This is a genomic window from Mesorhizobium sp. B1-1-7 (genome assembly GCF_006442705.1).
In the GTDB taxonomy this organism is placed as follows: domain Bacteria; phylum Pseudomonadota; class Alphaproteobacteria; order Rhizobiales; family Rhizobiaceae; genus Mesorhizobium; species Mesorhizobium opportunistum.
In genome coordinates, this window is the sequence record NZ_VFWQ01000016.1 from 77,559 (window position 1) to 99,209 (window position 21,651).

The 21,651-nt window shown below is 63.9% G+C and carries 22 protein-coding genes; 11 read left to right on the plus strand and 11 right to left on the minus strand.

Translation table 11 applies throughout. The features are described from left to right. Positions 1 to 65: 65 nt before the first annotated feature. The 4 genes from FJ978_RS25245 (at position 66) to clpS (ending at position 1,743) form a co-directional block, all read left to right on the plus strand. Positions 66 to 365 (plus strand): hypothetical protein, encoded by a 300-nt coding sequence (locus FJ978_RS25245; RefSeq protein ID WP_013893442.1) that lies wholly within the window; start codon positions 66 to 68, stop codon positions 363 to 365. 38 nt (positions 366 to 403) lie between these two features. Continuing rightward, positions 404 to 706 (plus strand): hypothetical protein, encoded by a 303-nt coding sequence (locus FJ978_RS25250; protein ID WP_013893443.1) that lies wholly within the window; start codon positions 404 to 406, stop codon positions 704 to 706. A 158-nt stretch (positions 707 to 864) separates the two neighbouring features. After that, positions 865 to 1,194: a hypothetical protein gene (locus FJ978_RS25255; protein ID WP_140574832.1), complete on the plus strand. Its 330-nt coding sequence runs from the start codon at positions 865 to 867 to the stop codon at positions 1,192 to 1,194. Positions 1,195 to 1,437: 243 nt separating this feature from the next. Then, on the plus strand, positions 1,438 to 1,743 hold the full coding sequence (clpS, locus tag FJ978_RS25260) for an ATP-dependent Clp protease adapter ClpS (RefSeq protein ID WP_013893445.1): 306 nt from the start codon (positions 1,438 to 1,440) through the stop codon (positions 1,741 to 1,743). A 174-nt stretch (positions 1,744 to 1,917) separates the two neighbouring features. Here clpS and FJ978_RS25265 read toward each other — a convergent pair whose 3' ends face one another. From FJ978_RS25265 to FJ978_RS25280, 4 genes are all read right to left on the minus strand, one after another. Further along, positions 1,918 to 3,999: a hypothetical protein gene (locus FJ978_RS25265; RefSeq protein WP_140574833.1), complete on the minus strand. Its 2,082-nt coding sequence runs from the start codon at positions 3,997 to 3,999 to the stop codon at positions 1,918 to 1,920. 63 nt (positions 4,000 to 4,062) lie between these two features. After that, positions 4,063 to 6,885 (minus strand): DUF4159 domain-containing protein, encoded by a 2,823-nt coding sequence (locus FJ978_RS25270; protein WP_140574834.1) that lies wholly within the window; start codon positions 6,883 to 6,885, stop codon positions 4,063 to 4,065. Further along, positions 6,882 to 7,811, minus strand: coding sequence for a DUF58 domain-containing protein (locus tag FJ978_RS25275; protein ID WP_013893448.1), 930 nt, complete (start codon positions 7,809 to 7,811; stop codon positions 6,882 to 6,884). The genes FJ978_RS25270 and FJ978_RS25275 overlap by 4 nt, the downstream gene beginning before the upstream one ends. Beyond that, the gene (locus FJ978_RS25280) at positions 7,811 to 8,815 is read right to left on the minus strand and encodes a MoxR family ATPase (protein ID WP_140574835.1); all 1,005 of its coding nucleotides are present in this window, start codon (positions 8,813 to 8,815) and stop codon (positions 7,811 to 7,813) included. Before FJ978_RS25280 ends, FJ978_RS25275 begins: the two co-directional genes overlap by 1 nt. A gap of 155 nt (positions 8,816 to 8,970) precedes the next feature. Here FJ978_RS25280 and FJ978_RS25285 point away from each other — a divergent pair, with 155 nt between their 5' ends. Genes FJ978_RS25285 through FJ978_RS25295 form a run of 3 tightly spaced genes read left to right on the plus strand, consistent with a single transcriptional unit; the run spans position 8,971 to position 11,491 of the window. Continuing rightward, on the plus strand, positions 8,971 to 9,600 hold the full coding sequence (locus tag FJ978_RS25285) for a DUF1285 domain-containing protein (RefSeq protein WP_140574890.1): 630 nt from the start codon (positions 8,971 to 8,973) through the stop codon (positions 9,598 to 9,600). Continuing rightward, positions 9,600 to 10,232 carry a CoA pyrophosphatase gene (locus FJ978_RS25290; RefSeq protein ID WP_140574836.1) on the plus strand — a complete coding sequence of 211 codons (633 nt, stop codon included), beginning with the start codon at positions 9,600 to 9,602 and terminating at the stop codon, positions 10,230 to 10,232. The genes FJ978_RS25285 and FJ978_RS25290 overlap by 1 nt, the downstream gene beginning before the upstream one ends. Beyond that, positions 10,229 to 11,491, plus strand: coding sequence for a CCA tRNA nucleotidyltransferase (locus tag FJ978_RS25295; protein WP_140574837.1), 1,263 nt, complete (start codon positions 10,229 to 10,231; stop codon positions 11,489 to 11,491). The genes FJ978_RS25290 and FJ978_RS25295 overlap by 4 nt, the downstream gene beginning before the upstream one ends. Before the next feature lie 37 nt (positions 11,492 to 11,528). On the opposite strand, the gene FJ978_RS25300 is transcribed toward FJ978_RS25295, so the two are convergent. From FJ978_RS25300 to hemF, 5 genes are all read right to left on the minus strand, one after another. Continuing rightward, a complete protein-coding gene (locus FJ978_RS25300) occupies positions 11,529 to 12,479 on the minus strand; it encodes a S8 family serine peptidase (RefSeq protein WP_224731126.1) in 951 nt (316 codons plus the stop codon). Positions 12,480 to 12,588: 109 nt separating this feature from the next. Then, the gene (locus tag FJ978_RS25305) at positions 12,589 to 13,167 is read right to left on the minus strand and encodes a hypothetical protein (RefSeq protein WP_013893454.1); all 579 of its coding nucleotides are present in this window, start codon (positions 13,165 to 13,167) and stop codon (positions 12,589 to 12,591) included. A 291-nt stretch (positions 13,168 to 13,458) separates the two neighbouring features. Then, the gene (locus FJ978_RS25310) at positions 13,459 to 13,644 is read right to left on the minus strand and encodes a DUF1059 domain-containing protein (RefSeq protein ID WP_013893455.1); all 186 of its coding nucleotides are present in this window, start codon (positions 13,642 to 13,644) and stop codon (positions 13,459 to 13,461) included. Between the two features lie 236 nt (positions 13,645 to 13,880). Beyond that, the gene (locus FJ978_RS25315) at positions 13,881 to 14,141 is read right to left on the minus strand and encodes a DUF1344 domain-containing protein (RefSeq protein ID WP_013893456.1); all 261 of its coding nucleotides are present in this window, start codon (positions 14,139 to 14,141) and stop codon (positions 13,881 to 13,883) included. A gap of 310 nt (positions 14,142 to 14,451) precedes the next feature. After that, positions 14,452 to 15,366 (minus strand): oxygen-dependent coproporphyrinogen oxidase, encoded by a 915-nt coding sequence (gene hemF / locus FJ978_RS25320; protein WP_140574838.1) that lies wholly within the window; start codon positions 15,364 to 15,366, stop codon positions 14,452 to 14,454. Positions 15,367 to 15,528: 162 nt separating this feature from the next. Between hemF and FJ978_RS25325 the strand changes: the two genes are divergently transcribed. Beyond that, complete coding sequence (locus FJ978_RS25325; protein ID WP_013893458.1) at positions 15,529 to 15,786, plus strand: hypothetical protein; 258 nt, start codon at positions 15,529 to 15,531, stop codon at positions 15,784 to 15,786. Between the two features lie 92 nt (positions 15,787 to 15,878). On the opposite strand, the gene soxR is transcribed toward FJ978_RS25325, so the two are convergent. Together soxR and FJ978_RS25335 are read right to left on the minus strand one after the other, a co-directional pair. Further along, positions 15,879 to 16,349, minus strand: a complete 471-nt coding sequence (gene soxR / locus FJ978_RS25330) for a redox-sensitive transcriptional activator SoxR (protein ID WP_140574839.1) — start codon at positions 16,347 to 16,349, stop codon at positions 15,879 to 15,881. 128 nt (positions 16,350 to 16,477) lie between these two features. Beyond that, on the minus strand, positions 16,478 to 16,936 hold the full coding sequence (locus tag FJ978_RS25335; RefSeq protein ID WP_013893461.1) for a tRNA (cytidine(34)-2'-O)-methyltransferase: 459 nt from the start codon (positions 16,934 to 16,936) through the stop codon (positions 16,478 to 16,480). A gap of 491 nt (positions 16,937 to 17,427) precedes the next feature. Here FJ978_RS25335 and FJ978_RS25340 point away from each other — a divergent pair, with 491 nt between their 5' ends. The 3 genes from FJ978_RS25340 to FJ978_RS25350 are packed head-to-tail and all read left to right on the plus strand — an operon-like array spanning position 17,428 to position 21,648. After that, a complete protein-coding gene (locus tag FJ978_RS25340; protein ID WP_013893462.1) occupies positions 17,428 to 17,823 on the plus strand; it encodes a hypothetical protein in 396 nt (131 codons plus the stop codon). A 29-nt stretch (positions 17,824 to 17,852) separates the two neighbouring features. After that, complete coding sequence (locus FJ978_RS25345; RefSeq protein WP_140574840.1) at positions 17,853 to 19,754, plus strand: ABC transporter ATP-binding protein; 1,902 nt, start codon at positions 17,853 to 17,855, stop codon at positions 19,752 to 19,754. 10 nt (positions 19,755 to 19,764) lie between these two features. After that, on the plus strand, positions 19,765 to 21,648 hold the full coding sequence (locus FJ978_RS25350; RefSeq protein ID WP_140574841.1) for an ABC transporter ATP-binding protein: 1,884 nt from the start codon (positions 19,765 to 19,767) through the stop codon (positions 21,646 to 21,648). The last annotated feature ends 3 nt before the right edge of the window (positions 21,649 to 21,651 follow it).

Consider the following 21,651-nt stretch of genomic DNA (forward strand, 5'->3'; position numbering starts at 1 on the left):
ATAACGGTGACGTGGCGGTCAGGTTATCGGCTGCGACGCTAATCTCCGGGTTCGCGGAAAAACCAATGCCAAGGTTGTCGATCAGTTTGTTGGGTGCGTTGCTGGGCCTTGGCCTGGTCACTGCCGCTGTCGGACAATCGGACGCAAAGGCGCCGCTCACCCGGAGCGAACGGTGCGCCAATCTCAGCCACCAATTTGACGAAGCCCTCGAAACACATGCCACGGCAACGCAGGTCACCGCGGCAAAGGCACTTCAGAGAAAGGGCAACCGGTACTGCGCAGCCAAGAAACAGGCGCAGGGCATCCGGATGCTCGCCAACGCTTTGAAGCTGCTTGGAGTGACACCGAACGACCCGGTTCAGTGAAACTCGAACTTGACCCGCAAAAAAAGGAAAATGAAGCCATGAAAAAGTCCATCCTTTCCGCCGCCGGTCTCGCCGTCGCTCTCGCTTTCGCGATGCCCGCTCTCGGCAATGCCGCAACCGCCACGACCGCTGCTCCGGCTGCCACGACCACCGCTCCGGCTACCACGACCACCGCTCCGGCTGCCACTGCTCCGATGAAGGCTGCGCCGAAGAAGGTCGCCAAGAAGGCCGTTTGCAAGGTGACCAAGAAGCACAAGTGCCCGGTCAAGAAGGCCCCGGCCAAGGCTGCTGCCGCTGCCGCTGCGCCTGCTGCTGCGAAGCCTGCTGCGAAGAAGCCCTGATCCGTTTCGAGGTCAGTTCTGGCGAGGCCGTTCCAGCCGCAGACCGGCTGGGGCGGCCTTCTGCCAGGAAAACGGTCGACGGCTGAACACCGGTTTCCAGCCAGATATCCTGATCGCATTTAACCCGTTTTCAACGCCGGCCGTGTAGGACAATCCGCATGAAGAAGCGGCTTTCGTCCATTTTTCGTTCGATGGCAATTGGCGGCCTCGTTGCCACCGGTGTCGCCAGGGTGCTGATTCTGTTTTCCGCCAGCCCGGTGCCGGATCCGGCGAGCGGACGCACCGAGCCTTCGCTGTTTGCACCGGCAATCTCCAGCAACTGGGACTACATCACGCCGGCGCAGACGTGGCTGCTGATCATGCTCACCGGCGTGACACTGATCTGCGTCGTGGCGTGGCCGATCGCTGCCTGGATGGAACGCCGGGCGGATGCCGGCAGCTTGCGGCCAGCTTCAGGCCGCCACATCTTCGGCCGCCAGGACCGTTGAAGCGCGGCCGGCAACTGCCCACATGATTGTGAACGGTCGCGTCATGCCGGTTAGCAGCAGTTCACCGTTTCATGGAAACGGTAAACTGCTCTAACCCTTTGTTTTGACGCAATTCCGGACGGAAAAGCGTTTCACACTTTTCCTGGAATTGCTCTATCGGGTTGCGCGCCGATCAAAATGGACGATCGCTGGCGCCCGTGGCAAAATGCGGACCGAAGCCCGATCGCGAAACTGTCGGTTCCAATGCCTGAAATCACCACAAAACCGCGCACCAAGGTCAAGCCGCAAACCGAGCGGCCGAAGCTTTACAAGGTCATCCTCATCAACGACGATTTCACGCCGCGCGAATTCGTGGTGACGGTGCTGAAGGGCGAGTTCAAGCTCAGCGAAGACCAGGCGCACCGGATCATGATCACCGCCCACCAGCGCGGCGTCTGCGTGGTCGCCGTCTTCACCAGGGATGTCGCCGAAACCAAGGCGACGCGGGCCACCGACGCCGGCAAGGCCAAGGGCTACCCGCTGCTGTTCACGACTGAGCCGGAGGAGTAGGGCACGACAGCGTTTTTCTCCCCGTCACTATACGGGGAGAAATGTCCGGCAGGACAATGAGGGGCGGCGCCGACAATGGTCATTTACGCAAGTAGTGAAGATCGCGAAGGCTGGCGCTGCCCCTCATCCGCCTGCCGGCACCTTCTCCCCGTATAGTGACGGGGAGAAGGAAGCTCACCGTCCCTCGCGGTACCACATCGAGCCCATCGCCAGGAGCAACAGGCCGAGGCCGAGGAAGCCGCCAAACAGCGGCACGCGCGAGACGGCCTTGAGCACGCTGTCGTCAGTGGTGCGCAGGCCGATCCAATCGCTGCCGGAGGCTTCGCCGGCCGAGCGCACCGGCACGATGGAGGGCAGCGTCACATCACCGCCAAGGGCGGAGGATGACGCCAGCCGGCGCACGCTGCCGCCGGTGGCTTCCGCCGGCGCTTTCAACCGGTTTTCGGTGGAGATGACATCCGAGAATTCCGGTGCGTTGACCGGTCCGACATGGGCGAGCGCGGTGAGGTCGCCATTGGCAACCTGGAAGAGGCCGATCTCGTTGGTCTCGACGCTGCCGAGGAAGACGCCGGGTTCGGATTTCTCGAGCTTGACGGTCAAGGTCTTGCCGGAGGGCGTGATGATCTGCGCGGGGCCGGGGTCGTCGGCCATCGTCTGGCGGCGGATCTCCAGCACCATGCCGCGTCCATCGGCGGTCAGCCGCTCTTCCTCCAGCTCGGGCTCCTTCATCAGCCAGTGGGCGATGCGCCGGTAGAGCTGGACATGCGGACCGCCGCCCTCGAAGCCGCGCGCCCACAGCCAGCCCTGGTCCGACAGAAGCATGCCGACACGGCCTTCGCCCTTGCGGTCGAGCAGCAGCAGCGGCCGGTTGTCGGCGCCCTTCATCACCACTTCGCCCTGCGGGTTCTGCACACCGATGGTCCGGAACCAGCGGCTCCAGTGCGGCGGCTCGGTGGCCGAACCGTCGAGGCCGCGGGTCACCGGATGGCGCTGGCCGAGATCGGTGAGGCGCGGATAAAAGGCCTTGTCGACCACTTCGCCGGTCGGCATGGCCGGCAGGGCCGACATCAGCGGCGTACGCGCGATCGAACTTTCGCCGGCATATTCGGGGCCGGCGGCGATCAGCAGCGCGCCGCCCTTTTCGACATATTCGGAGATGTAGTCGTAATAGAGGATCGGCAGCACGTCGCGGTGCTGGTAGCGGTCGAAGATGATGAGATCGAAATCCTTGATCTTCTCGACGAACAGCTCACGCGTCGGGAAGGCGATCAGCGACAATTCGTTGATCGGCGTGCCGTCCTGCTTTTCCGGCGGCCGCAGGATGGTGAAATGGACGAGATCGACGGAGGCGTCGGATTTCAACAGGTTGCGCCAGGTACGCTCGCCCGCGTGCGGCTCGCCCGAAACCAGCAGTACGCGCAGGTTCTCGCGGATGCCGTCGACCAGCGCGATGGCGCGGTTGTTGGTGTCGGTCAGTTCGCCCGGCTCGCGGTCGATGGCGAGTTCGATGATGTTGCGCCCGGCGCCCGGGATGGTCACCTGCAGCGGCATCGCCTGGCCGACGGTCGCATGCTCGACAGCGACCTGCTCGCCATTGACCGAGACGCGCACATCGACCGGACCGGTCTCGTTTTCCGTCGAGATGACGCGATAGGTCATATCGAGCGGCTTGCCGACGAGGCCGAAACGCGGCGCGTTCTCGAAGCGGATACGGCGGTCCTTTTCGTGATCGTTGCCGGTGATCAGGGCATGCAGCGGGGCGTTGAAATCGGGCGCGCCGGGCGGTGCGTCATGCACTTCGCCGTCGGTGACCATGATGGCGCCGCCGATGCGCGATGGCGGCACGTCGCGGAAGGCGCCTTCCAGCGCACCGAACAGGCGTGTCTCGGTGCGCTCGTCGGCGGCTTCGGACTTGCCGGCTTCGACGACGCGGACGTCGAACTGCTTGAAGCGGCCAAGCCGCTGCTGCAGGCCGGCCAACGCCTCGTCGGTCTGCCTGGTGCGGTCGCCGATGTCCTGACTCTGGCTGCGGTCGACGATCAGGGCGACGACGCTCTTCAGCGGCTCGCGCTCCTCGTTGAGGAACACCGGGTTGAAGAGGGCGGCGGCGAGCGCCAGCAGGGCGACGAAGCGCAGGACACCGCCGCGCTGGCGAAACCACAGGCCGACCAGCGCAAGCAGCGCCAATGGCACCAGCACCAAGGCCAGCAAGGGCCAGGACGAGATCAGCGGCTCGAAGGAGATCGACCAGTTCATGCCTTACCCTCCGCTTTGTGGGGAGGGTCGATCCACTCGAGTCGTGCAACAAGGAGCATCATCTTACTGCCCCAGCCGTTCGAGCAGTATCGGGACATGCACCTGGTCGGATTTGTAGTTTCCGGTCAGCATGTACATCATGATGTTGACGCCGGCACGCAGCGCGTAGATCCGCTGCATCGGGTCGGCCGGCACGGTCGGCAGCAGCGGGTCGCCATTCTCGTCGACCGCCCAGGCGCCGGCGAAATCATTGGCGGTGATCATGATTGGCGAGACGCCGTCGCCGGTGCGCACCGGCCGGTTGTCGGCGTTGCTGGCATCGAGCGATGTCTCGACCCAGAGCGGGCTGCCGGCGAAGCGGCCCGGGAATTCGGGCAGGATGAAGAAGGATTTGGTCAGCACATGGTCCGATGGCACCGGCTCCAGTGGCGGCACGTTGAGGCTGCCGAGAATGTCGCGCAGCCGTTCGGTCGCCGGGCTGGTGGAATCGGCGCCGATGCCGTTGGCAAACTGGTCGCGCGTGTCGAACAGCACCGTGCCGCCCTGCTGCATATAGGCGTCGATGCGGGCGATCGCCGCCTGGCTCGGCATCGGCGCGGATGGGTCGATCGGCCAGTAGATCAGGGGATAGAACGACAGCTCGTCTTTCGAAATGTCGACGCCGGCCGGCTCGCCAGGTTCGAGCGCGGTCTTTTCGATCAGGAAGCGAGTCAGGCCCTCGAGGCCGGCGCGGCTGATCGAATCGACACCCGGCACGCCGGTCAGCACATAAGCGATGCGGGTCTTGGAAATCGCCTCGATGGCCACCTCGTCGCCGGGCTTGGCATCGTCGGCGCGGGCAAGGTCGGCATGACCGAACAAAGCGCCGAGCGCGATCAGGATCGCGGCGGTGGTCGCCACCGCGCCGGCGCGGCGCGGCCGGCGCGAAAACAGGCCGCCCATCCACAACACCGCCAGCGTGTCGAGCAGCATCAGTATCAAAGCAGCGGCAACCAGCCCGCCCTTCAGGTTGCGCGATTCGTCGAAGGCATACTGGATCGAGGTGACCGGCACGGTGATTTGCGGGCGCGCCAGCGGGGTCAGCGTGCTTGCGGCATCGAGCAGGTTGTGAGCGAAGACGCCAGTCTCGGAACCGTAGAGGCCGGGCGGGTTCTCGAAGGTCACCGGCAGTGTACCGGCCCCCGGCACCAGCGGCCGTGCATCCGGCGTCGGCGGCACCAGCGAGCCGTCGGCCGCTATCATGCGATAGGGCGCGAGCGAGGTGGCGGCGGCTTCGGCGTTGGCGATCGCAGCGCCTTGGTTGCGCGACAGCTGGACGATGCGGCGCAGCATCTCGACGAAGCTGCCGGAGATCGGCAGGTTCGACCATGTCGCCTCCGGCGTGATATGGAACAGGACCAGCGTGCCCTTGCCCTTCTTCAGCCCGGTGACCAGCGGCGTGCCGTCGGCAAGTGCGGCCCAGGTGCGCTCGACGATATCGGGCGTTGGCTCCGCCAGCACCTGCCGGCTCACGGTGACTTCGGTGGGTGGCGCCAGATCGGCGAACGGTCCGGCCTTGGGGAATTCAGTGACCGGCTGCGGCGACGTCCATGACAAGGCGCCGCCGAGCGAACGTTCGCCGGTGCGCAGGCGCACGGGCAGCAGGTCGTCGTCGTTGCCGGCGGCGGCCAGCCGCGAGCCGGCGAAACGTACCAGTGTGCCGCCTTTTTCGACCCAATCGACCAGCCTTGGCCGGACCTGCTCGGGAATGGTGCCGATATCGGCCATGATGATCATCGCCGGCTTCTGGTCGAGGATCTGCGGGATGGCGTCGGCAAGATCGGCGCTTGAGGGTTCGACCAGATCGGCGAAGGGCTGCAGTGCGCGCCTGATGTAGTAGAGCGGCGACAGCAGCGGCTGCGCCTGGTCGGCCTCGGCCTGCGACAACAGCCCGACACGGCGACGCTTGGAGTTTTCGTCGAGCACGCGCACGGCGCCGGCGTGGCGCTCGCCGTCGAGCGCGATCGAGGCGAAGTCGTTGCGCAGCTCGAACGGCACCGTCATGGTGCCGGTGGCGGTGGCCTCGCCCGGCGCGAAGGTCAGCGTCGCATCGGCTATGCGGCGGCCCTTGTCATCGAAAGCGCCGGCGGTGACCCGGCCCGGTGCAGGGTCGCCCGGCGCGCGAATGGCGGTCAGTGCGAAGCCGTCGACCTGATTGTCGGCGGCGGTGAGGCCGGTCAGCGAAAGCCGGTCGGCGGTTGCCCAAACGACGCGGGCGGCATTTTTCGACAACAGCGTGTTGAAGGCTGCTTCATCGCCCTTGGCCGCCAGGCCATCGGCAAGCACGGCGACGCTGGCACCGCGCACGGTCTGCAGCACGCCGGCGACACGGGCATAGACGGCGGGCCGGTCAGTCGGGATCGGCCGCGGCTTGGCCGCGCGCAGCCGGTTGAGCGCCGAAGCGGCATCGAAAGGGCCGATCTCGGCATTGGGCTTTTCGGCGGTGAAGGCGATGATGACCGGCACGCCGTTCGAACCGGCATCGTTGATCAGCCGCTCGGCGGTGGCGACGCGTTTGTTCCAGTCGGCGGCGCTGGCCCAGTCATTGTCGATGACCAGTGCAAGTGCTGCTCCCTCGGCCGTCAGTTTTTCGCGCGGGTTGAAAACCGGTTCGGCCAAGGCGGCCACGATGAGGGCCGCCATCAAGAGCCTGAGCAGCGTCAGCCACCATGGGCTCTGCTGCGGGGTCTCCTCGCGTTTCAGCACACGGGCCAGGATCTTCAGCGGCGGGAACACTTCGGTCTGCGGCTTGGGCGGCGTCAGCCTGAGCAGCCACCAGATCACCGGCAGCGCCAGCAGGCCCCACAGCACCATGGGAGCGCCGAAGGAGAGCGGCAGCCAGCTCATGCGACCGCCTTTCCGGCACGACCGCTAACCGCATGACCGCCCTCGGCGGTCATCGCCATGTGCAGGCGCACCAGCGCGTCGGACGCCAGCCGATCGGTGTGATTGACGGTGAAGCTCCAACCGAGCCGCTTGCACCAGCCGGCCAGTTCCTGGCGGCGGGCAGTGTAGAGCAGGCGGTATTCATCGGCGAGCATTTCGGCGCGCCCGGCTGTCAGTTTCTCGCCGGTCTCGGGATCGGTGAACTCGGTGCGACCAGCATAGGGGAAGGTCTCCTCGGCCGGGTCGGCGACCTCGATCAGGTGGGCGCGCACGCCATGGCGGGCCAGCACGCCGAGCCAGGCCATCGTTTCCTCCACGGGATCGAGGAAATCGCTGGCGATGACGATGTCGCAGAAGCGCCTGATATCCGTGAGGTCGGGTTTTGCCGGCAGCTCGCCGGCATGCATGAGCTGGGCGGCGATGCGCTCGGCGCCGTTGCGGGCAGTGAACGGATCGGTCAGCCCCGGCCAGGCGATGCGCTCGCCGCTGCGCGACAAAAGTTCGGCCATGGCGAGCGTGAGCACCAGGGCGCGCGATTGCTTGGAAACGCTGGCGCCGGTCGACTTGTAGAGCATGGATGGCGAAGGGTCGGCCCACAGCCACACCGTATGGGCGGCCTCCCATTCGCGATCGCGCACATAGGTATGGTCGTCGCGTGCCGAGCGGCGCCAGTCGATGCGTGAGGAATCGCCTTCGACATAGGGCCGGAACTGCCAGAAATTCTCGCCGATGCCACGTTTGCGGCGGCCGTGCCAGCCGGCGATCACGGTGTTGACGATGCGCCGCGCCTCGACCAGCAGGTCGGGCACAAGCGAAGCCCGCAACCGGCCACGGGCGAGCGCGTCGCGCGTCGCCGCCGGAGCCTGGACCTCGCCGATGCGCGCCATCAAATCCCTTTCACAAGCTTCGCCACGACATCGCGCACGCTGGTGCCTTCGGCGCGGGCGGCGAAAGTCAGCGCCATGCGGTGCTGCAGCACCGGCTCGGCCAGCGCCCGCACATCGTCGACCGAGGGTGCCAGCCGCCCATCATAGAGCGCCCGCGCACGCGTGCACAGCATCAGCGCCTGGCTGGCGCGCGGGCCTGGACCCCAGGCGACAAGCTTGTCGGTCTCGGCATTGCCCTGGCCCGGGCGCGCCGAGCGCACCAGGGTCAGGATCGCCTCGACGACGCTTTCGGGCACCGGCATGCGGCGGATCAGCGTCTGGATATCCTTCAGCCGCGCCGGCTGCAGCACGTTCTGCGCCTTGGCGTCCTCGACACCGGTGGTTTCCAGAAGAATGCGGCGCTCGGCCTCGATTTCGGGATAGAGGATGTCGACCTGCATCAGGAAGCGGTCGAGCTGGGCTTCCGGCAGCGGATAGGTGCCTTCCTGCTCCAGCGGATTCTGCGTCGCCAGCACATGGAAGGGCGCCGGCAGGTCGTGGCGGGCGCCGGCAATGGTGACGTGGTACTCCTGCATCGCCTGCAGCAGCGCCGACTGGGTGCGCGGCGAGGCGCGGTTGATCTCGTCGGCCATCAAAAGCTGGGCGAAGATCGGTCCGGAAATGAAGCGGAAGGAGCGCTTGCCGAATTCGTCCTGCTCCATCACTTCGGAGCCGAGGATGTCGGAGGGCATCAGATCGGGCGTGAACTGGATGCGGCGCGAATCGAGGCCGAGCACGACACCCAGTGTCTCCACCAGCTTGGTCTTGGCGAGGCCGGGCACGCCGACCAGCAGCGCGTGGCCGCCGGCCAGCAGGGCCACCAGCGTGCGCTCGACGACATTCTCCTGGCCGAAGATGACACGGCCGACCCCGTCGCGAATTCTGGAGATGTCGGCAAGCGCCTTCTCGGCCTCGGCGATCATGTCCTTTTCGCTGATTGGGCTTTCCTTGACCATTACGCTCATTCAGCTCAATCCCTTAAAATTGGAGATAGATGGTTGGAAATAACGACTGCAGCATAGCATAAGTTGCCGCGATTCGGCCTCGCGTGGCGCCTACGTTGGAACTTAAATCACAGACTTAGGCTGACAAGCGGAACAACAGTGACTATTTCGTGACCATGTCGGAACACTTCGAACATCGCGAACAGCGCCTTACCGATGCCACCGAGGCGCGCGGCCTGGAGGCGCTGATCTCGCGTGCGGCACGTGCCGGCAAGGGGGCGGCGCCGGTCGAGCGCTGGAATCCCGACTTTTGCGGCGATCTCGACATGGAGATCAAGGCCGACGGCACCTGGTTCTATCTGGGTACGCCGATCGGGCGCATGCCGCTGGTGCAGCTTTTCTCTTCCGTGCTGCGCAAGGATGCCGACGGCAGGACCTATCTGGTGACGCCGGTGGAAAAGGTCGGCATCCGGGTCGCCGATGCGCCCTTCATCGCCGTCGAAATGGACGTTTCGGGCAGCGGCGACCAGCAAGTCATCACCTTCCGCACCAATGTCGGAGATGTCGTCGAGGCCGGGCCGGAGCGGCCGCTGCGCTTCGTCGACGAGAATGAGACCGGCGGATTGAAGCCCTATGTGCTGGTGCGCGGCAGGCTGGAGGCGCTGGTGGCGCGGCCGGTCATGTACGAACTGGTCGAGCATGCCGAGGAGATCGAGATCGACGGCAGGATGATGTTCGCCGTGCGCTCCAGGGGAGCGGTGTTTGCGATCATGCCGGCGGATCAACTGAAGCGGCTGAGCGCGTGATGGACCAGGTGTCACCGATGCCGTTTTCATCGGCGGATTTTCGCGCGCGCTTCGCCGCGCAGCCGCAGGCCCATGCCAGCGACGATTATGGCGATCACCGCTTCAATCCGGGCCATCCGCGCCTCAACCAAGGCAAGGCGCTGCGCAACGCGGCGGTGCTGATCCCGGTTGTCGATCACGAAGGCGAGGCGACGGTTCTCCTGACCAAGCGGGCCGAAAAGCTGCGCAACCATTCGGGGCAGGTGGCTTTTCCCGGCGGCACCATCGATGCCGCCGACGCGAGCCCGGAAGCCGCGGCACTGCGCGAGACCTTCGAGGAGATCGGCCTTGGCCAGGATCGCATCGAGATCCTCGGACGCATGCCCGATTATGTCGCCGGCAGCGGCTACCGCATCGCGCCGGTGCTCGGCATCGTGCGGCCCGGTTTCCAGCTCGCCTTGAACGCCGATGAAGTCGACGCCGCCTTCGAGGTGCCGCTGCGCTTCCTGATGGACCCGGCCAACCACAAGCGCGACAGCCGCATGTGGAACGATCTCGAATGGTTCTTCTACGACATGCCTTATGGTGATCGGCGCATCTGGGGCGTCACCGCCGGCATCATCCGTACGCTCTATGAAAGGCTCTATGCGTGAGTGTTTCGATCGCGGGCAGGGCCGACTGGCTCGCCGACAAGCATCTGCAGCGCCTGCTCGCCGCTCTCACCGAGGGCGGTGAAGAGGCGCGTATTGCCGGTGGCGCGGTGCGCAACACGCTGATGGGCCAGCCGGTCGCCGACACCGACATCGCCACAACCTGTTTGCCTGAGGAAACCATCCGCCGCGCCCAGGCGCAAGGTTTCAAGCCGGTGCCAACCGGTATCGAGCACGGTACCATTACTGTGGTCGCAGGCGGCAAGCCCTATGAAATCACCACCTTGCGCGCCGATATCGAGACCGATGGCCGCCGCGCCAAGGTCTCGTTCGGCCGCGACTGGAAGCTCGACGCCGAGCGGCGCGATTTCACCATCAACGCGCTCTATGCCGAGGCCAATGGCAAGGTTGTCGACCTGGTCGGCGGCATCGCCGACATCGAGGCACGGCGGCTGCGCTTCATCGGCGATCCGGAAGCACGTATCCGCGAGGATTACCTGCGTATCCTGCGCTTTTTCCGCTTTTTCGCCTGGTATGGCGAAGGGCGGCCGGACGCCGAAGGGCTGAAGGCCTGCGCGCGGTTGAAGGACGGGCTCGCACAGCTGTCCGCCGAGCGCGTCTGGTCAGAATTGAAGAGGCTTCTGTCGGCGCCGGACCCATCGCGGGCGCTGCTGTGGATGCGGCAGGCCGGTGTCCTGACCGCGGCGCTGCCGGAAAGCGAGAGATGGGGCATCGACGCCATTCACGGGCTGGCCAAGGCCGAGAAGGATCTGGGCTGGCCGGCCGACGCGATGCTGCGGCTGGAGGCGATCGTGCCGCCGGATGCGGCGCGCATGAAAATACTGGCAGAGCGACTGAAACTGTCGACCGCGGAAGCTGACCGCCTGCGCCACTGGGGGCTGACGGCTGCCGTCGAGCCGAAGACGACCGAGGGCGAACTGGCCAAGCGGCTCTATCGTGGCGATCGGCAAGGCTTTGTCGATCGCCTGCGGCTGTCGCTCGCCTCGGCGCGGGTGCGTGCCGTCGACGACAATGACGCACTGCTCGAAGCCGGCGGTTTCTCGCGCCTGCTCGCCTTTGCGCTCAAATGGGAGAAGCCGTCGTTTCCGCTGAAAGGCGCCGATCTGACCGCACTTGGCGCCAAGCCTGGGCCGAAGCTCGGCGAAATCCTCAAGAACCTCGAGGCGGAATGGATCGAAGCGGGATTTGCGCCTGATCGCGGCGCGTTGCTCGAACGCGCCGCGAAGGCCCTTGAACCCTAGAGCCTGGCTCGAATATCGTACACGAAGCGCGGCCCATCTACCTGATGGCCACGGGAGCCAAGGCACGCGAAAGGCTTGCTTCGCCCTTGCCGTAGGTGGAGGCGCTATAGTTGACCAGCGTGTCGGTACGAGCCGTGTTGAGCAGATCGTTGGTGATCTGGGTCGGCGTGGCCTTGGTGAATTTACTGCCGATGATCGCCGCATAGCCTGAAATGATCGGCGCGGCGAAGGACGTGCCATAAAGGCCCGTCTTGCTCCCGTCGACACCGACTACAAGGAAATGGCTTTGCACAAGCGGATTGGATCCGGCGTAGTTGGAGTACCAGGCGAGCTGGGCCGGGTTTGACGTCGTGCCGTTCGTTGACAGCGCACCGACGAAGATCGCTGACGCTTTGCCGACCAGGGCGAGGTCGAGATAGTCCTGCTGGCCATTGGTGACACCGCCCACGGCAACGGAGTCGTTGCCGGCTGCCTTGGAGACAACGGCTGACCCTCTGGTGGCATAAGAGATGATCGAAGCCTCCTCGGCGCTCCATCCAATCTGGTTCGGGCTGTAGCCCGCTGTAGCGTACATGCCATAACTCAGATTGAGCACGTTCAGGCCAGGCGCCAGCGTCACCGCCGAGCTGGTTGTGAAGTCTTTCGACCTTATGGTTGCCAAGGGGGCAATCATGGAGGCTTCTTCGCGTGTCCATTCGCCGTGCCGCTGGGTCTGCACCCCAATGCCAAAGTTGCCGGAGAACCGCGATGTACTGGAAAAATCGTCAACGATCGTAATCGTGACGCCCTTGCCCTTGTAACCCGCGGCCCACGCGGCACCGACGTCGGGGCTCATCCACCCTGGTGTTGTTGCTGCTTGCGTGCGCGCGGCCGGGATCTTTGCGCTTACGCATATGGACAGGCCGCCATGGCACAGCGCGGCCATCTCGTCGGCATCGGGGGCCTGCTGGGCCGACGCGATCGGCGCCGACAGCATGGCGAAGGCCATGGCGATACCGAATTTCAAATGTCTAGCTGGCATGTTCCTACTCCGATCAAACAAGAAACTGGTACGGGCGATCGCGAACCGCGGTTTTTCAATCCATGGCCTTCGGCGATCAGAAAGTAACACGGTAGTTCAGCCACAGATGCTGGCTCTCCGGTTTAGCGTTAACCAGATATTTCAACGTTTCCTCAGGAGCCATCTGGCTGGCCGCAAGCCGGCAATTGACGCTGTAGGTACCGAGGTCGCCATAGTCGGCCTGGCAGGATTTTTCGGTGAGTTTGCCGCCGATCACGGTGGTAAGCGACAGGGAAAGGGTGCTGTTCGGGCTCGGATGCACCTGGGTGAGGAAACCAAGCTTGAGGCTGGGCTCGATCCTGTATTTCTCGCCCTGTTCCCCGGTCCCAAATCCCCAAAGGATGCCGGTGTCCTGGGTGATCTGGGTGATGAGGTCCACGTGCATATCGACCCAGCTTGCGCGGTACCATTGGTTGAACGATACCCGGTTTCCGCTCTGCAATTCGTAACCGCCATTGCCCAAGCCTCGCGCGCGATCGCTGAGCGGCGAGCCCTGATGGACGTCGACCAACGATGTCGTCAATTCCTGGGCAACAACCGGCGATGCGCCAATGAGCGCGCACGAAACGAGCGCCATTGTGCAGGAGCTCAGTCGACTGCCGGACTTTTCGCCCATGCGCGAACCCACCTCACCACCCCACCGATCCGGATCAGTGCCTGGTGGCGACGGGCTTCTCTGGCAGCCCACAGTACCCGGATTGTCCGGCCGACAGTGGCACCGGTTGGGTTACCGCGGGGTTTATTTTAGCTGGAGGGAATATATTTTTTTACTCACAAGGTGACGTGCACCGCGTCGAAGCGATTTCCTGCAACATCTCGTCGTCGCAATACGGAGCAGGTGCGGTGCCATGTATCAAAGCGCCCACAACGCCAAAGCGAATGGCGGGCGTCAAGGTCGGCGCACAGCTTACGCGGCGTCGCGGACTTTCTCGATGCGTGAACGAATCGCCTCGATCATCGTCTCGCGGATGATCGTCTCGCCATGTGTCTCGCGCATATGCTCGACGGCACGGCGCATCACCTCGGCTTCCTCGCCGGCACGGGTGTGCCAGTCACAGCCGGGAACGAGCGACCCGCAGTGGAATTCCTTCATCGGATTTCTCCCTTTTTCCTCCGTGGAGCCTGGGCGAGGCTCCGGTGCTTTCTTGGCCAAGGTTCCGAATTCCGGGCTTGGACTTTCGCAGCCTGAGCGGGTGGAAAGCATAACACAGATGGGGTGATATTGGTTGCGGTCAACCACAAAAAGGCGGAGCGGTTCCGCTCCGCCCTCTTACGCTTGGCCCAGGGCAGGGCCGGACATCGTCTCGTCCAGCCCGGGCGGGTTGGTCGTCACTTCATGATCTTGACCGACTCGGCAATCTTGTTCTTGCCGCTCGTGTCCCATGAGATTCTGACTTTTTCACCGACCTTCAGGCCAGGATCCTTGAAGGTGCTGGGAAGCGTAAAAGATGATCCGTTGTCAAGAACCAGGCTCATGGCTGTCGCGTCGAAGGTCTTGACCGTGCCGGTGGTGTGCTTGACGGCGGCGAATGCTACCGAACCGGAAGCGAGCAAGGCCGCCGCGGCGGCCGAAACAATGATCTTGCGCATCGCAAAGTACTCCTGGAAAGAGCGGGCATCCTTTTGACGAGGTGTCCCGCATCGTCTTGGGCCGTCCGGTTGCGTCGAGTCGCGGCCCGCTTGTTTCGACGCAATTCCGAACGGAAAACCCGTTTCCCACTTTCTCGGAATTGCGCTCAGCAAACCACCGGCGCTTCCCGACCCGGCACAAGAATTAGACCAATCTTTTCAAGTGCCTATTAGACGAAAAAGAAATTTTCGCAGGACCCCGTGCCACATTCCATGCCCATTTCGCCGGGAATGGGACATCAATACGGCTCACATCACGCTCACCATCTTGTTACGGCCAGCGGACCTCTGGCGGCAGGCTGGACAGGATCGACGCGACATTGCCGCCGGTTTTCAGGCCGAAGATGGTGCCGCGATCGTGAAGCAGGTTGAATTCGACATAGCGGCCACGGCGGATGAGCTGTTCGTCGCGGTCGCCGTCGGTCCAGTTCTCGTTGAAGTTGGCGCGCACGAGATGGCCGTAGACGACCAGGAAAGATCGCCCGACATCCTGGACGAAGTTGAAATCGGCATTCCAGCCGCCTTTGTCCTGCGCCGAATGCAGCCAGTCGAAGAAAATGCCGCCGGTGCCGCGCGGCTCGTTGCGGTGCGGCAGATAGAAGTACTCGTCGCACCAGGTCTTGAATTTCGGGTAGTCGGCGACATCAGCGTTCTTTTCGCAAGCGAACTGCATGGCGCGGTGGAAAGCGATGCTATCGGGATCGTCCTGTGTGCGGCGGCGGTCGAGCACCGGGGTCAGATCGGCACCGCCGCCGAACCAATGGCTGGAAGTGACGACCATGCGCGTGTTCATGTGCACGGCCGGGACGTTGGGGTTCCAAGGATGCGCGATCAGCGAAATGCCGGACGCCCAGAAGCGCGGATCTTCCTCGGCGCCGGGTATCTGCTTCCTGAATTCGGGCGAGAACTCGCCATAAACGGTCGAGGTGTGGACGCCGACCTTCTCGAAGACGCGGCCATGCATCATCGACATGGTGCCGCCGCCGCCCTTGCCCTGGTCACGCTCCCAGGGCGTCTTTTCGAAGCGGCCCGGCGACCATGAGGCCAGCGGGCCCTGGAGATCCTGCTCGATCTGCTCGAAGGCGCCGCAGATGCGTTCGCGCAAGGCCTCGAACCACAGCCGTGCCTTCATCTTCTTCTCTTCGATGTCGGCGGGCAGGCCAAGTGGCATTTCAGGTCGTTCCAAGTGCTGTCTCCGGTTGCGGGTCGGCCGAGTCGACAAAAGACTCGTCTTTTCCGGGCGCGATCCCTAATCTCTTAAGGGACAGGGTCAAGTCACTTTGGTTTTGCGCATGATCCTTTCCGAACCCGCTTTCGGGGTCATGCGCCAGGTGCAAGGAGTGGTTTCGTGCGCACCCCGGCAAGACCGCCGCTGGATGGCCTGAAGAAAAGGCTCGACCAAAGCCGAGCCGAACGCGAGCGCATGCCGCGCGACGGTTTCCTGCGCGAGACCTTCGTGCTGCCGCGCTCCGATGCGCGGCTCAAGGCCAAGGAATGGTTCGAGCGTTTTCCCAAGCAGGCCTACTGGACCGAGATCGAAAGCTGGTTCGAACGGCCGGGGGATTTGATCGAATTCACCATCAGGCGGTTGCCGGCGGCTGATTAGGATTCCCCCGCCCCGTTTACGAGGAGAGGGCCGGCAGGCAGATGAGGGGCAGCGCGAACCTTTCAATGTTCGCGCTGCCCCTCATCCGCCTTTCAGGCACCTTCTCCCCGTGAACGGGGAGAAGGAAGAACCAGCCGCCTCGCGCCCGTTCCTTCCCTTGCCAGCTTGTCGCCCTTGTTCCTGAGCGGACATTTGTCGATCGACATGCAGCCGCAGCCGATACAGTCGGTCAGGCCGTCGCGCAGCTTCTTTAGCTGGCTGATCTTCTGGTCGAGGCTATCGCGCCAAGCCGTTGAAAGCAGATTCCAATCCTCGCGCGTCGGCGTGCGGCCTTCAGGTAATGATTCAAGTGCTTCGCCAATCTCGGCCAGCGAGATGCCGACCTCCTGCGCGACCTTGATGATCGCCACCCGCCGCAGCACGTCGCGGCCGTAGCGGCGCTGGTTGCCTGATGTGCGGTGGCTGCGGATCAGCCCGCGCGCCTCGTAGAAGTGCAATGCCGATACAGCCACGCCGCTGCGCATGGCCACCTGGCCGACCGTCAGTTCCGCTGCTGGAGCCATTTCCCATTTTCCGCTTGACCTCAAGTTAAGTTGAGCTTGTAGCGAAGAAAGGCCGATGGAGCAAATGACAGGAGAAGGCGATGTGCGTCTGGGTGAAAATGACTGGAAACGGCGTTGCCGGCGAACCGCTATCCGAGCTGCCGGACGGCTTCGCCAGCCACCATGGCGACGGAAAGCGCGACGTTGATGCTGCGCGCGCCACCCTGCATGGGGATGGTCAGCCGCGCGTCCGCGGCCTGATGGATCGGATCCGGCACGCCTGCGGATTCGCGGCCGAACAGGAGGATGTCGCCACGGGCGAAGGCGAATTCGGTGTAAGGGGCCGTGGCCTTGGTCGACAGAAGCACCAGCCGTTTCGCATGCACCTTGCGCCAGTCCTCGAAGGCGTCCCAGTCGACATGCCGGGTCAGGGCAGCCATTTCGAGGTAGTCCATGCCGGCGCGTCTGAGCGCTTTGTCGGAGAGCGGGAAGCCGGCCGGTTCGATGATGTCGACGCCAAGGCCGAGGCAAGCGGCGAAGCGCAGGATTGTCCCGGTATTGCCGGCGATGTCAGGCTGGTAGAGCGCGATGCGGAGACGACAGTTCATTTCCGCGTCTTTCTAATAAGTGGCAGATCGGCCACAGCGACCTCGCGGTTTTGGAAATTCCTGGACCTGCGGGTGGCCATTTTCTGCGAAGTCGGGTATACGGCCGGCATTGTCAACCCGAACCGATGGAGGGGTAACTCATGATGACCATGCACATCCAGCGCCTCTCCTGTGGGCCAGTACGCCCCACGGCGGTTTCGGTACGACGATTCTCCTGACTCTCTAAGACTTGATCGCACCGATTCCCGCCGAAACGATTTTTCGGCACTCGAAGGAATCCTGCGATGTTTTTCAAAAAGTCAAAAGGGCTGAACGCCCAAGCTGAGCATGTCCGGACCGACACTTGTCTTGTCCGGACCGACTCCTTCAGTCGTGTCCAGACCGATTCGTTCAGTCATGCCCTGACCGAGGCAATGCGCACCTCCGGCCGAATGCCGGTGGTCGAACTTGCTTCGCCTTTTTTATCACATCTTCACATGGAGGACGGACCAATGTTCGATCCCTACAGAATACCCGGTTCAAGAAGCCTGCACGAGCGCAAGATGGCGACCTGGGCTCTGCTGATCGGCGAAACCTATTCGTCGGCAGTCCACGCCGAAGTCCGCCGCCGGCCGCATCGCGGCATGCTGCCGGATGTCGATTTTTCGCGTGCGGTTCCCGACCCGGGCCGGCCCTCGCTGGTGCGCCGGATTATCCGGCTGATCCGGCCGGGCGCGAAAATCCGGCTCGTCGACACCGCACCGTCAGGATCGACAAACGAGCCTGTCGGCGAAAAGCCCGCGAGCCCCTATATAGCGCGAAGCAGGGCCGGCGGTCCGGATGATTCCGGACCGTCGGCCCTCGGCGCCACACGGCCCGGGGACTTCGTACGTCGCCACGCCGCGTAAGCGGGAAACAGATTTCACGAGCATGACCTATGTTGTTGTTTAGCTGGTTTGAAAGAAGGCTCGATCCATTCCCCGCAGCGGAACCGGTCGAGCCGCCCAAGACGCTGGTGGCCTTCTGCCTGCATTATACGCGCGGGGCATGGCCCTATATCCTGACCGATGCGGTGCTGGTGACGGCCATCGCTATCGCGGAAGTGTGGATGTTCGGTTTCCTTGGCCGCATCGTCGACTGGCTGTCGGGGCAGAACCGCGAAACCTTCCTGCAGACGGAAGGGTGGAAGCTCGCCGGCATGGCCTTCATCGTGCTGTTCGCGCTGCCGGGCACCGTCTGGCTGCATTCGCTGCTCAACCAGCAGACGCTGATGGGCAATTATCCGATGCGCATCCGCTGGCAGGTGCACCGTTACCTGCTCAAGCAATCGATGAGCTTCTACCAGGACGAGTTCGCCGGCCGCATCGCCACCAAGCTGATGCAGACGGCACTCGCCGTGCGCGAATGCGTCATCAAGGTGATCGACGTGCTGAATTACGTCATCGTCTATTTCCTCGGCATGCTGTTCATCGTCGGCTCGGCCGACTGGCGGCTGGCGGCGCCGCTGGGCGTCTGGCTGGTCGGTTACATCCTGTTGCTGCGCTTTTTCATCCCGCGCCTCGGCAAGGTCGGCGAGGAGCAGGCCAATGCGCGCTCGACCATGACGGGCCGCGTCGTCGACAGCTACACCAACATCCAGACGGTCAAGCTGTTCAGCCATTCGCGCCGCGAGGCCTCCTTCGCCAGGGAAGGCATGATGGGCTTCCTCGACACGGTCTACCGGTCGATGCGGCTGGTGACGGTGCTTTTCGGTTCGCTCTACATACTGAACGCTTTGCTGCTGTTCTCGGTCACCGCCATCTCGCTGTGGCTGTGGATGGGGCAAGCGGTGACGATCGGCGCGGTGGCCGTGGTCATCGGCCTGGTGCTCAGGATGTGGGGCATGTCGCAGTGGATTATGTGGGAAATGTCGGGCCTGTTCGAGAACATCGGCACGGTGCAGGACGGCATTGCCTCGATCTCGCTGCCGCGCCTGGTCGAGGACAAGCCCGGTGCGAAGGAGATCGCCGTTTCCCGTGGTGAAATCCGCTTCGAGGTCATCCGTTTCCATTACGGCAAGCAGAAGGGGGTCATCGAGAGCCTGTCGCTGGCGGTGAAGCCGGGCGAGAAGGTCGGCATCGTCGGCCGCTCGGGTGCCGGCAAGTCGACGCTGGTCAATCTGCTCCTGCGCTTCTACGACCTGGAGAGCGGCCGGATCCTGATCGATGGCCAGGAGATCGCCGGTGTGAAGCAGGATTCGCTGCGTGCCCAGATCGGCATGGTCACGCAGGACACCTCGCTGCTGCATCGTTCGGTGCGCGACAACATCCTCTATGGCCGGCCCGATGCGTCGGACGAGATGCTTGTCGAGGCGGCGCGGCGGGCCGAGGCGCTGGATTTCATCGGCGGGCTTTCGGACCACAATGGCCGCAAAGGGTTCGACGCCCATGTCGGCGATCGTGGGGTCAAATTGTCCGGAGGCCAGCGGCAACGCATCGCCATTGCTCGCGTTATGTTGAAGGATGCGCCTATACTTATCCTTGACGAGGCGACATCGGCGCTGGATTCCGAGGCGGAAGCGGCCATCCAGGAGAATCTCTACAAGCTCATGCAAGGCAAGACCGTCATCGCCATCGCGCACCGGCTGTCGACCATCGCGGCGATGGACAGGCTGGTGGTGATGGACCAGGGCCGCGTCATCGAGGAGGGTTCGCACGACGAACTGGTCGCCAAGGGCGGGCTCTATGCGCAGCTCTGGCAACGCCAGTCGGGCGGCTTCCTGCTCGAGGAAAGCTCCGTCGACGCCGCCAACGACCTCGTTGCCAACGACATCGGTGCCAAGGGGCAAGCCGCAGAATGATGACCGCCGCATGATGACAGCCGTCTATCGCTGGTTCGAGAACTGGGTCTATCCGTTCAGGGAGCCGTCGAGCCTTCGGCCACCTTCAAGCGTCACCGGCTTTCTCTGGCACTATGTCGGGCAGGCGAAGTTCGCCTTCTTCGCCATGCTGGTCATCGGCGGCATCGCACCGCTGGTCGAGGCGGGCCTGTTCTACTTCGTCGGGCGGCTGGTCGATATTCTCGACCAGCTTCCCGCCGAGCGCAGCTGGCATGCGCTGTGGACCGCCGCCGGCCCGGAGCTGGTGTTCATGATCGTGGTGGTGCTGGTCGTCCGCACCATCGTCGTCGGCCTGTCGGCGCTGGTCGACGAACAGACGATCACGCCGGGCTTCTACAATCTGGTGCGCTGGCAGGCGCACAGGCACGTTTCGCGCCAATCCTACGCCTTCTTCCAGAATGATTTCGCCGGCCGCATCGCGACCAAGGTGTGGCAGGCGGGGCAAGCGACCGGCGACCTGATGGAGAGCTTCATCGAGGTCGTCTGGTTCATGGTCGTCTACACGGTGACGACGCTGGCGCTGGTCGCCGGGCTCGATCTCAGGCTCGCTGTCCTGGTGGTGATCTGGATCACCGCGTTCGGCTGGCTGGCAAAACTCTATCTGCCGGCGATCCGCAAGCATGCCGAGGCGACCGCCGAGGCCGGCTCGATGATCACCGGACGCATCGTCGATTCCTATTCCAACGTGCAGACGCTGAAGCTGTTTTCGGCCGACGGCGACGACCGCTACATCAGGAACGGCTTCGACATCTATCTCGACGCGCTGCGCCCTTTCACGCGCCGGCTGACCGGCGTGCGCATGGCGCTGACGACGCTGTCGGGCATCATGATCACGGCGATCGGCTGTTTTGCCGTCTATCTCTGGGTCGAGGGCTCGATCACCGTCGGCGCGGTCGCCTTCACGCTGTCGCTGGTGCTGCGGCTCAACATGCTGCTCGGCCGGCTGATGATGCAGCTCAACAGCATCTTGCGGAACCTCGGCGTGCTGGAGAACTCCAAGGCGCTGATCTCGCAGCCGCTCGGGCTCATCGACGCGCCCGATGCGAAAGAGCTTGTCGTGGCCGGCGGCCGCATCGACGTGAAAAACGTCGAGTTCCACTACGGCAAGGGCTTCGGTGTGCTGAACGGCATCGACCTTGTCGTCAAGCCGGGCGAGAAGGTCGGGCTGGTCGGACCGTCGGGTGCCGGCAAGACGACGCTCGCCAATCTGATCCTGCGGCTCTACGATTTGGAGAGCGGCTCGATCACCATCGACGGCCAGGACGTTTCGGACGTTACGCAGAATTCACTGCGCGCCAATATCGGCGTCGTCAGCCAGGACACGGCGCTGTTCCATCGCTCGTTGCGCGACAACATCAAGCTCGGCATGCCCGATGCGACCGATGCGGAGGTGATCGCGGCGGCGAAGAAGGCCGAGGCGCACGAGTTCATCCTTGGCCTGCGCGACAACAGGGACCGGGCCGGCTACGAGGCCTTTGTCGGCGAGCGCGGCGTCAAGCTTTCGGGAGGCCAGCGCCAGCGCGTCGCAATCGCACGTGTCTTCCTCAAGGATGCGCCAATCCTGATCCTCGACGAGGCGACCTCGGCGCTCGATTCCGACATCGAGGCGGCGATCCAGGAAAATTTGACGCGGCTGATGCAGGACAAGACCGTGATCGCCATCGCCCACCGGCTGTCGACGATCGCCGCCCTCGATCGCCTGGTGGTGCTCGATGGCGGCCGCATCGTCGAGCAAGGCACGCATGACGAACTGGTGGCGCTCGACGGTCTTTATGCGCGGCTGTGGAAACGGCAGTCCGGCGGCTTCCTCTATCACGAGGAAAGCGTGCTGGAAGAGACACGGCCGGCGGAGTAGGTT